Source organism: Amycolatopsis sp. NPDC059657, assembly GCF_042734395.1.
Classification (GTDB): Bacteria; Actinomycetota; Actinomycetes; order Mycobacteriales; family Pseudonocardiaceae; genus Amycolatopsis.
In genome coordinates, this window is the sequence record NZ_JBHWEB010000102.1 from 23,937 (window position 1) to 33,815 (window position 9,879).

The 9,879-nt window shown below is 68.9% G+C and carries 9 protein-coding genes and 1 pseudogene; 1 reads left to right on the forward strand and 9 read right to left on the reverse strand.

All coding sequences use genetic code 11. The annotated features are described in order from the left end of the window. From ACFV15_RS36935 to ACFV15_RS36975, 9 genes and pseudogenes are all read right to left on the reverse strand, one after another. Entirely contained in the window at positions 1–3,378 is a 3,378-nt protein-coding gene (locus ACFV15_RS36935) for a pyruvate carboxylase (RefSeq protein ID WP_378356620.1), read from the reverse strand. Positions 3,379–3,480: 102 nt separating this feature from the next. Further along, on the reverse strand, positions 3,481–4,404 hold the full coding sequence (locus ACFV15_RS36940; protein ID WP_378356621.1) for a hypothetical protein: 924 nt from the start codon (positions 4,402–4,404) through the stop codon (positions 3,481–3,483). Between the two features lie 46 nt (positions 4,405–4,450). Beyond that, positions 4,451–4,693: a hypothetical protein gene (locus ACFV15_RS36945; RefSeq protein ID WP_378356623.1), complete on the reverse strand. Its 243-nt coding sequence runs from the start codon at positions 4,691–4,693 to the stop codon at positions 4,451–4,453. Positions 4,694–4,772: 79 nt separating this feature from the next. Next, positions 4,773–4,922: pseudogene (locus ACFV15_RS36950) on the reverse strand (DUF397 domain-containing protein); the annotation flags it as partial. 23 nt (positions 4,923–4,945) lie between these two features. Further along, positions 4,946–5,917 (reverse strand): S8 family peptidase, encoded by a 972-nt coding sequence (locus tag ACFV15_RS36955; RefSeq protein ID WP_378356625.1) that lies wholly within the window; start codon positions 5,915–5,917, stop codon positions 4,946–4,948. Positions 5,918–5,926: 9 nt separating this feature from the next. Next, the gene (locus ACFV15_RS36960; protein WP_378356627.1) at positions 5,927–6,562 is read right to left on the reverse strand and encodes a hypothetical protein; all 636 of its coding nucleotides are present in this window, start codon (positions 6,560–6,562) and stop codon (positions 5,927–5,929) included. A 60-nt stretch (positions 6,563–6,622) separates the two neighbouring features. Beyond that, complete coding sequence (locus ACFV15_RS36965) at positions 6,623–7,282, reverse strand: response regulator (RefSeq protein ID WP_378356628.1); 660 nt, start codon at positions 7,280–7,282, stop codon at positions 6,623–6,625. After that, entirely contained in the window at positions 7,279–8,118 is an 840-nt protein-coding gene (locus ACFV15_RS36970) for a sensor histidine kinase (protein WP_378356630.1), read from the reverse strand. The genes ACFV15_RS36965 and ACFV15_RS36970 overlap by 4 nt, the downstream gene beginning before the upstream one ends. Positions 8,119–8,127: 9 nt before the next feature. Further along, positions 8,128–9,213 (reverse strand): erythromycin esterase family protein, encoded by a 1,086-nt coding sequence (locus ACFV15_RS36975; RefSeq protein WP_378356632.1) that lies wholly within the window; start codon positions 9,211–9,213, stop codon positions 8,128–8,130. A 31-nt stretch (positions 9,214–9,244) separates the two neighbouring features. Here ACFV15_RS36975 and ACFV15_RS36980 point away from each other — a divergent pair. Further along, on the forward strand, positions 9,245–9,879 hold a 635-nt coding region (locus ACFV15_RS36980; protein ID WP_378356634.1), incomplete at its 3' end, for a TetR/AcrR family transcriptional regulator.

Here is a 9,879-nt window from a genome sequence, read left to right on the forward strand (position 1 = left end):
CTACTCAAGCACGAGCAGAAGATCCCCGCCTTCGACCTGCTGGACCGAGTTGATGGCCTTGCGCGAGACCTTGCCGCCGACCGAAGCGGTGATCGAGGCCTCCATCTTCATCGCCTCGATGGTCGCGACCGTGGCACCGGCCTCGACCTCGTCGCCCTCGGAGACCTGCAGCGTGACGACACCGGCGAACGGCGCCGCGACCTGCTTCGGGTTCGACTTGTCGGCCTTCTCCGTCGCCGGGATGTCCGAGGCGATCGCCCTGTCCCTGATCTGGATCGGCCGCAGCTGGCCGTTCAGCGTCGACATGACCGTGCGCACGCCGCGCTCGTCGGCCTCGCCGATGGCCTCCAGCTCGATGAGCAGCCGGACACCTTGCTCGAGGTCGACCTGGTACTCCTCGCCAGGCCGCAGTCCGTAGAAGAAGTCCTTGGACGGCAGCACCGAAGTGTCGCCGTAGGCCTCGCGGTGTGCCTCGAACTCCTTCGTCGGGCCGGGGAACAGCAGCCGGTTGAGCGTCCTGCGCGGGTGCGCCGCCAGCGCGTCACGGTCCTCAGTGGACAGTTCGACCACCGGCTTGGCGGCCGCGCGGCCTTCCAGCGCCTTGGTGCGGAACGGCTCCGGCCAGCCACCCGGCGGGTCGCCGAGCTCGCCGCGCAGGAAGCCGATCACCGAGTCAGGGATGTCGAACTTGTTCGGCTCCGCCTCGAAGTCGGCGGGTGCGACCCCGGCACCGACCAGGTGCAGCGCCAGGTCACCGACCACCTTCGACGACGGCGTGACCTTGACCAGGTGCCCGAGGATCCGGTCGGCCGCGGCGTACATCGCCTCGATCTCCTCGAACCGGTCGCCGAGGCCGAGCGCGATGGCCTGGGTGCGCAGGTTCGACAGCTGCCCGCCGGGGATCTCGTGGTGGTACACGCGCCCGGTCGGCGACGCGAGTCCCGCCTCGAACGGCTTGTAGATCTTCCGCACGATCTCCCAGTACGGCTCCAGGTCCCCGATGGCCTGCAGGTCGAGCCCGGTCGGCCGGTCGGAGTGGTCGGTCGCCGCGACCAGTGCGGACAGCGACGGCTGGGAGGTGGTGCCCGCCATCGACGCCACCGCGCCGTCGACCGCGTCCGCGCCCGCGCCGATGGCGGCGAGGTACGTGGCGAGCTGGCCGCCGGCGGTGTCGTGCGTGTGGATGTGCACCGGCAGGTCGAATTCCTTGCGCAGCGCGGAAACCAGGCGCGCCGCGGCGGGCGCGCGCAGCAGCCCTGCCATGTCCTTGATCGCCAGCACGTGTGCGCCCGCACCGACGATCTGCTCGGCCAGCTTGAGGTAGTAGTCGAGCGTGTACAGCTTCTCAGACGGGTCCGACAAGTCCGAGGTGTAGCAGAGCGCCACCTCGGCCACGGCCGTTCCCGTCTCGCGTACCGCCTCGATCGCCGGGCGCATCTGCTCGACGTCGTTGAGCGCGTCGAAGATGCGGAAGATGTCGATGCCGGTGGCCGTGGCCTCCTCGACGAAGGCGTTGGTCACCTCGGTCGGATAAGGCGTGTAGCCCACCGTGTTCCGCCCGCGCAGCAGCATCTGCAGCGCGATGTTCGGCACGGCCTCGCGCAGCTTCGCGAGCCGCTCCCACGGGTCCTCGGCGAGGAACCGCAGCGCGACGTCGTAGGTCGCGCCGCCCCAGCATTCGAGCGAAAGCAGCTGCGGCACCGTGCGCGCGACGACCGGCGCGACGGCCAGCAGGTCCTTGGTGCGCACCCGGGTGGCCAGCAGCGACTGGTGCGCGTCGCGGAAGGTCGTGTCGGTGACGCCGATGGTCGGCGACTCACGCAGCCAGCGCGCGAAACCCTCCGGCCCGAGCTGGTCGAGCTTCTGCTTCGACCCGGCGGGCGGTTCGCTGTTCTTGTCCCACTTGGGCAGTTTGACGTGCGGCTCGATGGTCCGCGGCCGCTCGCCGTGCGGCTTGTTGACCGTCTTGTCGGCGAGGTAGGTCAGCAGCCGGGTGCCGCGGTCGGCGGAGTGCCGCGCGGTCAGCAGGTGCGGGCGCTCCTCGATGAACGAGGTGGTGACGCGGCCTTCGCGGAAGTCGGGATCGTCGAGCACGGCCTGCAGGAACGGGATGTTCGTGGCCACACCGCGGATCCGGAACTCGGCGACCGCACGGCGCGCGCGGCCGACGGCGGTCTTGAAGTCACGGCCACGGCAGGTCAGCTTGACCAGCAGCGAGTCGAAGTGCGCGGAGATCTCGGTGCCCGCGAACGCGGTGCCACCGTCGAGCCGGATACCCGAGCCGCCAGGCGAGCGGTACGCGCTGATCATGCCGGTGTCGGGACGGAAGCCGTTGGCTGGATCCTCGGTGGTGATGCGGCACTGCAGTGCCGCGCCGCGCAGGTACACCTTGTCCTGGGACAGCCCGAGGTCGTCGAGCGTCTGCCCGGACGCGATGCGCAGCTGCGACTGGACGAGGTCGACGTCGGTGACCTCTTCGGTGACCGTGTGCTCGACCTGGATCCGCGGGTTCATCTCGATGAAGACGTGGTTGCCGTCGCGGTCGAGCAGGAACTCGACGGTGCCTGCGTTGCGGTAGCCGATCTGGCGGGCGAACTTCACCGCGTCCGCGCAGATCCGGTCGCGCAGCTCCGGGTCGAGGTTCGGCGCGGGCGCGAGTTCGACGACCTTCTGGTGCCGCCGCTGGACCGAGCAGTCACGCTCGAAGAGGTGGATGACGTTGCCGTCACCGTCGGCGAGGATCTGGACCTCGATGTGGCGCGGCTCGACGACGGCCTTCTCGATGAACACGGTCGGGTCGCCGAACGCCGACTCGGCCTCGCGCGCGGCGGCCTCGATGGACTCGCGCAGCACCTTCGGGTCCTCGACGCGGCGCATACCGCGCCCGCCACCACCGGCGACGGCCTTGACGAACACCGGGAAGCCGAGCTTGCCCGCGGCTTCGACCAGTGCGTCCACATCGGACGATGGCTCGGACGAGCCGAGCACGGGCACCCCGGCCTCACGCGCCGCCTTGACCGCGCGCGCCTTGTTACCCGTGAGTTCCAGGATTTCGGCGCTCGGCCCGACGAACGTGATGCCCGCTTCCTCGCACGCCAGCGCGAGATCGGGGTTCTCGGACAGGAAGCCGTAGCCGGGGTAGATCGCGTCCGCCCCCGCCTTCTTCGCCGCCTGCACGATCTCCTCGACCGAGAGGTACGCGCGAACCGGATGCCCCGGCTCGCCGATCTCGTAGGCCTCGTCGGCTTTCAGCCGGTGCAACGAGTTGCGGTCCTCGTGCGGGAACACAGCCACCGTGCCCGCGCCCAGCTCAAAGGATGCGCGAAACGCACGGATGGCGATCTCGCCGCGGTTGGCGACCAGCACCTTGCGGAACATGCCCGGTCCTTCCCATCTCATCGGATCGGTAGGAGGCGCACGTTACCCGGTCGGTCCCGCTCTCCGGGAGTTCAGTACCAGGTGATGGACATCATCACAACGTCAGTACGGGGTGATGCTCCACGCTCCCGAAGCGCTCACCTGGACGATCGACGGGCCCTTGAGGCCGCCCTTTTCGATCCGGGTGCCGACGAGGTTCGCCGCCTCGAGCCCGCCGACGCCGGTCATCCTGGCGGAGTCCTCGGTCCCCTGGTAGAGGAAGACGGTGTCGCCGGTGCCCGCCGGATCATGGCCGCCCTGGTAGAAGCTGGGCAGCCGGTCGTAGTCGGCCACCGTGAGCGTCCACGCCGAGGTCGCCTTCACCTGGTAGTAGCCGACCGGATCCTCGTCGTCCATGTTGATCCAGCGGGTGCCCTTGTACGGCCCGGTCGCCCGGAAGAGGACGTCACCCCGCGACGTGGTCACGGTCGTCTCACCCTCGCAGCGCGCGCAGTCGAACGTGACGAACCCCGGCTTCGCGGGCCAGGAGGTGAAGACCTGCCCGACTCCCTCGTTGGTGTGCACCTCGGGCTGCCGGAACACGGACGGCATCAGGTACGGGTGGGTGGGCCTGATCCGTCCGGTGTGGACGCGCAGTATCGCCGCATCGCCTTCCACCGTGACCTGGTCGACGATCCAGTCGGCGCCGTTGCTCTCGTCGGCGACCCCACCGTGCTGGTAGACGAGGCCGGCCATCCCTGCCCTCCGCGCCTGCTCGACCACGTCCTGCACGGAGACGTTGGACATCCGCGCCAGCGTGACGCGCGCTTGGTCCTTTTCACCGTCCGACGAGGCCGCGAACCACATGAGGAGAGCGGCGACCACCAGGACGGCCAGCACGACCCACAGCATGGTCCGCTTGCTCTCGGCTTCCTCGGCCCGCTCGATCTGGCTGACGGTCGGCGGCTCCACTCCGATTCCGCGAAGCTGCTCTTCGGTCAGCTTCGCGGGCGGCGCGAACGGATTGTCCTGCGACGGTGTGTACACGTGGTTCTCCCCCATGGCTCACTGACTCATTGGCTTGCCCGGTGATTCATCCGGCGCGGGTCAACGTCGCCCAGACCACGATGAGGGCCAGGACGACCGCGGTGCCGACCCCGAGCCACACCTCGTACCTCCGCTGAACGTCACGCGGAAGGGGGACGACGGGGGCGCGCGGCTTGCCGTCGGCGTGCACCAGCCGCCTCGCCCGGAGCTGAGCCGTGTCCAGTTCGCTGCGATCCAGGAACCCGTCGACGAGCCGGGGATCCTCCTGCGGGATGTGCAAGTACTCCATGAGTCCTCCCCCAAGGTCGCGCTTGCCCCCTACACGCGCGAGACCTGCGAGAGGTTGAGTGCCCAGAATGTGAGCTGGGTCACATGAGGCGATATGGAGAGGCCATCCAGGCGACCGAGCTCACCGTGAGCGCGCCCGACGCGCGGTCCTTGGTGTCCCTGACGTCCACTACGGCATCGACGCGGACCTCGACACACGCGTCGCCGTCAGAACCGCTACGGGTGCTCTTGAGCCAACCCGCGTCTTGTGCGCCTAGTGCGTCGGCAAGGGCGGCACCGGGCCGGGATCCGGTGCCTGGACCGGGGTCAGCGTGTAGAGCAGGCGGTTCGCGGTGCCCTCGGGGACACCGGAGAGCGCGTTCTTCGTGGCGTTGTCGACGAGGCCTTGGGCGACCTCGGCAGGCTTCTTCTCCGGGTTGAGCGAGCGGTACAACGCGGCGGCGCCCGCGACGTGCGCGGCGGCGATCGAGGTGCCGGTGATCGACCCCGCGACCTGGCCGCCCTTGCGCGGCGCGGCGATGTCGACGCCCGGAGCGTAAAGATCAAGCCCTGGGCCGAAATCGGAGGTCGCGGAGACCCGGTCCTGCTTGTCGCTGGAGCCGACGGTCAGCACCTCGGGCACCCTGGCGGGCGAGAGGCCCGCGACGTCGGCGGAATCGCCGCCGGCCGGGACCACGACCGGCATGACCTCGGCCAGCCTCTTCACGGCCGCGTCCAACGCGTCGTTCGGGACACCAGCGATGCCGAGCAGCGCGACCGCGGGCTGCTTCGCGTTCTTGGCCGTCCAGTCGATACCGGCCAGCAGGTTCTCGGTCAGGCCGGTGCCGTCGGCGCCGATCACCCGCACCGGCACGATCGCGGCGCCCTTGGCCACGCCGTACGACTTCCCGCCGACGACCCCTGCCAGCTGAGTGCCGTGGCCGTTGGTGTCGGCGGTGTCGACGCTGTCCTTCTTGAGGAAGTCCTTGCCCTGCTCGACGCGGCCGCCGAAGTCGGCGATCGTGGCGTCCACGCCACTGTCGATGATGTAGACGGTGACGTTCTCGGCTCGCGTTTCGTAGTGATACGCAGAGTCGACACCCTTCGCTTGATCGATTCGGTCAAGCCCCCAGGCGGGTGGATTCGCCTGCTCCCTGACATCGGCTTGGGCAGGCGCGACTGCGGCGAGGGTCATCGCCGCGGTCAACGCCACCGCGAACAGGCCACGTGAGGGTCGAATGCTCATGTCATGCGTCTACTCGTGACTGTCACGCACGGCAACCGGAGACCTGTCCCCTGATCGGGTTTTTCTGCTTGGTTTCATGTGAAACCGCAGGTAGCCGAGGTACGCGAAGGCCACGACGATGAGCGCGTCGACGACATGCGCGAACCACGACACCCTCGGCACTCGCGAAAGCGGGAACAGCACGCCGACCGCGCAGACCACAGTGGACGTCCACAAAGGAGCAGTGCGCGCCCGGATCAGCCCGATGCCGATTGCCAGCAGGCTCAACGGAAAGAGCGGCCCCGGCCAGTAGAAGACGAGGTCCGCCCTGATGCCGAACGTGGTCAGCGCCTGCACGGATTGTTCCCGCGAAAAGGAAAACAGCTCGTCATAGAAGCCGCGCACCCCGAACGCGGCGCCACCGATGGCCCCGTAGACGAGCATCAGCTGCACGACACTCGCGTACACCGGCTGCCGCGCGCGCAGTGTTTCGAGCACGCCGATCAGCCCATAGGTCCAGAAGACCAGCGCCAGCACAAGCAAAGTCCCGGTCGCGGCGCTGTAAGTGCCATTGGGACGCCAGAAGAACGTGGACGCGGCGAAGAGCGCGGGCCCGATGACCAGGCACCCGCCCTGCAGCCGGTAAAGGAACTTTTCGCTGTTCATACCGGCAAGTCTTCGCGAACCGGGCACCGGTTTCGTCAGCCGGAGTCGCGTCTTCGCGTACTACGAAGTTGCAGACCCCGGCCGCACGAACCCCGACTCGTAGGCGCGCACGACCAGCTGCGCCCGATCCCTCGTGTCCATTTTGGACAAGATCCTGGACACGTGCGTCTTCGCGGTGGCGAGGCTGATCACCAGCCGCGCGGCGATCTCGTCGTTCGCCAGACCGGCGACGACGAGGCCCAGCACCTCCCGCTCCCGCTCGGTCAGCCGGTCGAGCGGCAGCGGCGGCGCGAGCGCGGCAGGCCGCACCGCGAACTCGGCGATCAGCCGCCGCGTGACCCCTGGCGCCAGCATTCCGTCACCCTCGGCGACCGTCCGCACCCCGCGCACCAGCTCCGCCGGGTCGATGTCCTTGAGCACGAACCCGCTCGCACCGGCCTTGAGCGCACGGTAGACGTACTCGTCGCGGTCGTAGGTGGTCAGTATCAGCACCTTGACCTCGGGCAGTTCGGCCATGATCACGGCAGCGGCCTCGATACCGTCCATCCGGGGCATCTGCACGTCGGCCAATACGACATCCGGGCGATGGTCCCGCGCGAGCCGGACCGCTTCCCGCCCATCGGCCGCCTCCGCGACGACCTCGATGTCCGGCTCACCCAGCATCGTGCGCAACCCGGCACGGACGAGCGCCTGGTCGTCGGCGATCAGCACCCTGATCATCGCGGCAGCTCGGCCCGCACCGCGAAACCATCGCCATCCGGTCCGGCGACACAGGTCCCACCGGCGGACTCGGCGCGCTCCCGCATGCCGCGCAGGCCGTGCCCGCTGTCGACGGCGATCGCCACCTTGTCGTCCCGCTGCTCGACGCGGACGTCCACCGCGGCACCCGGCGCGTGCCGGACGGCGTTGGTCAGCGCCTCCTGCACGATCCGATAGCCCGCCCAGCCGGCCTCCGGCGCGGTGTCGTTCAGCCGGACATCCACCCCGGCCGCCCGCACGTTCGCCACCAGTGCGCCGATCCTCGGCGCGCACTCGGGATCTCGCAACGCTCCCAAGGCTTCGCGCAGCTCGCGCGACGCACTCCTGCTCGCCTCCTTGATAGCTGTGAGCGCGACCTCCGGCTGGATGTCGCGACCGAGCAGCGCCGCGTTGGCCTGCACGCTGATGACCGCCAGGTGATGCGTGACCGAGTCATGCAACTCCCGCGCGATCCGCAGCCGCTCGTCCTGCGCGGCCTTCTCCCGCACCCGGGCACGCCGCACCCGGGTCAACTCGCCCAAGAGGACGACCACGGCCAGCGCACCGGCCACGGCAGCCACCTCGGACCACACGATCCGCTCGCCGAGCAGCAGCACGACGCCTTGCCTCAGCCCGACACAGGCGACCGCGCCGGCCAACGCGACGCGCCTGAGTCCCGCCGCCGCCGCGAAGTACAGCGCGAGCACGAACGGTATGGGCTCGGGCCCACCGGGAAGCCCGAGCGCGTAGTAGGTCGCCATACAGCCCAAGGTCACCGCGAAGACCAGGGCGTAGGCCTGTTCACTCCTCCCGTGCACTCTTCGAGATTACGGCGGCGGGGACGGGCGAACACTGGGGTTTACCGCAGTAATGGCTGTGGAAACCCGCAGGTTCGCGAGCTGGATCGCCGCGTCGAACGCCTGGGAGACCTCGACTTCCGACCACAGGTGCGCATGCCGGATCTTGGTCGCCTTGCTCGTCTTGAGGTCGGTGACGGTGTCCACGGCGCCGAGTTCCGCCTCGAGGCTGCCTTCGGCGGGCTCCCCGAGTTCCTGCTCGTAGACCCGGAACCCGAGCCGCGCGGACTCATCGTTCTCCAGCCCGGTCGTCGTCCCGCCCGCACCGGTCAACGCGAGCGCGAAGTACTCGTCGCCATACCGTTCCGACAGGTAAGAGCCCGCGGACGGCACAGTGTGACCAGGCATGATCTGGAACGGAACCCGCTGCAGGTGTCCATTGTGGATCATGAGGACGATCTTCTGTCCCTGGTCGAGATACTGAACGGTCTCGGCCATGTACTGATCACGCGACGCGCCGGCGATGGGCTTCCCTGCCATCATGGCGCCGATCTCTTTGAGGTAGGTATCCAGCCGAAGCGCACCGGTCGCGAGGTGGATCTCGCGCGGATCGTCAAGGCTGTCACGCAGCTCGGTAAGCACTGCGGTCGCCGTTTCGCTGAGCTTGTCGTAAGGCACAAGGGCGCTGTTCAACGCCGAGTACGGAGCAGTCGCTTCGATCGCTTGCCGAGCCAGCGGCGAATCAATGGCCGCGAGCGCGTTGAGTGGCGATCCCCCTGACCCCGGAACATCAAGCCCGGAGTAGCGGATGTCCTGGCTGCGCAGCCAGGACAGCATCTCGTGCATCTCAGGCGAATCACCCAGCCCGAAGGTGAACCCGTCGCGCCCGATCTCGGCGACGTCACCGGCCCCGCCCCGCAGCCACGCGTCGACCTTCGCGCCCTCCGCGAACCCCGACTCGAACCCCAGCGTGCTGAACCCCTTCGCCCGCAGCCTCCGCAGCAGCCGGTGCCGGATGACCCCGAACTCGTGAATGTGGTGGTTGTTCTCCCCGATGGCGACGATCCGGGCATCCCCGATCAGATCGATGACGCCATCCAGCTCACTGTCCTGCATACTGGGCACACTAACGCAACAGGAGTAGCAATTGGCAACCGAGTTACCAGGCACCACCCGCCCCGGCGGCCGCACCGAACGCACCCGTCAGGCAGTACTCCACGCCACCCTCGCCGAACTGGCCGCCCACGGCTACGCGGGACTCACGGTCGACGCGGTCGCCGAACGCTCCGGCATCCACAAGACGACGATCTACCGCCGCTGGGGCTCGGCCGAAGGCCTCGTCGCGGCCGCGCTCGGCCTCGGCAGCGAAGACGACTGGCAAGCCCCCGACACCGGCTCCCTCCGCGGCGACCTGGCCGCGTTGCTCGGGGAACTGGTGGACTACTTCACCGATCCCGCGTTGCTGGCGCTACCCACAGCCTCGGTCTCGGCGGCCTTTCTCTCGGAACGCGCGGCCGACGCCTTGCGCGACTTCTACCGGGACCGGCATGCGCGGTCGGCCGTGGTGGTCAGCCGCGCCATCGCCCGCAAGGAGGCTCCGGCGAATACCGACGCCGTCGAAGTCATCCGGGCGGCTTGCGGGCCGCTGTTCTACCGGCTCTTCATCTCCCGGGAGTCGGTGGACCGGGCCGTCTCCGACGGCATCGCGCGCTCCGTGGCACTCGCGGCCGCCGCGGGCGCCTACGCCTTGGAGTCGTGGGGCGGGGCGTGGGGGGGGTGGGC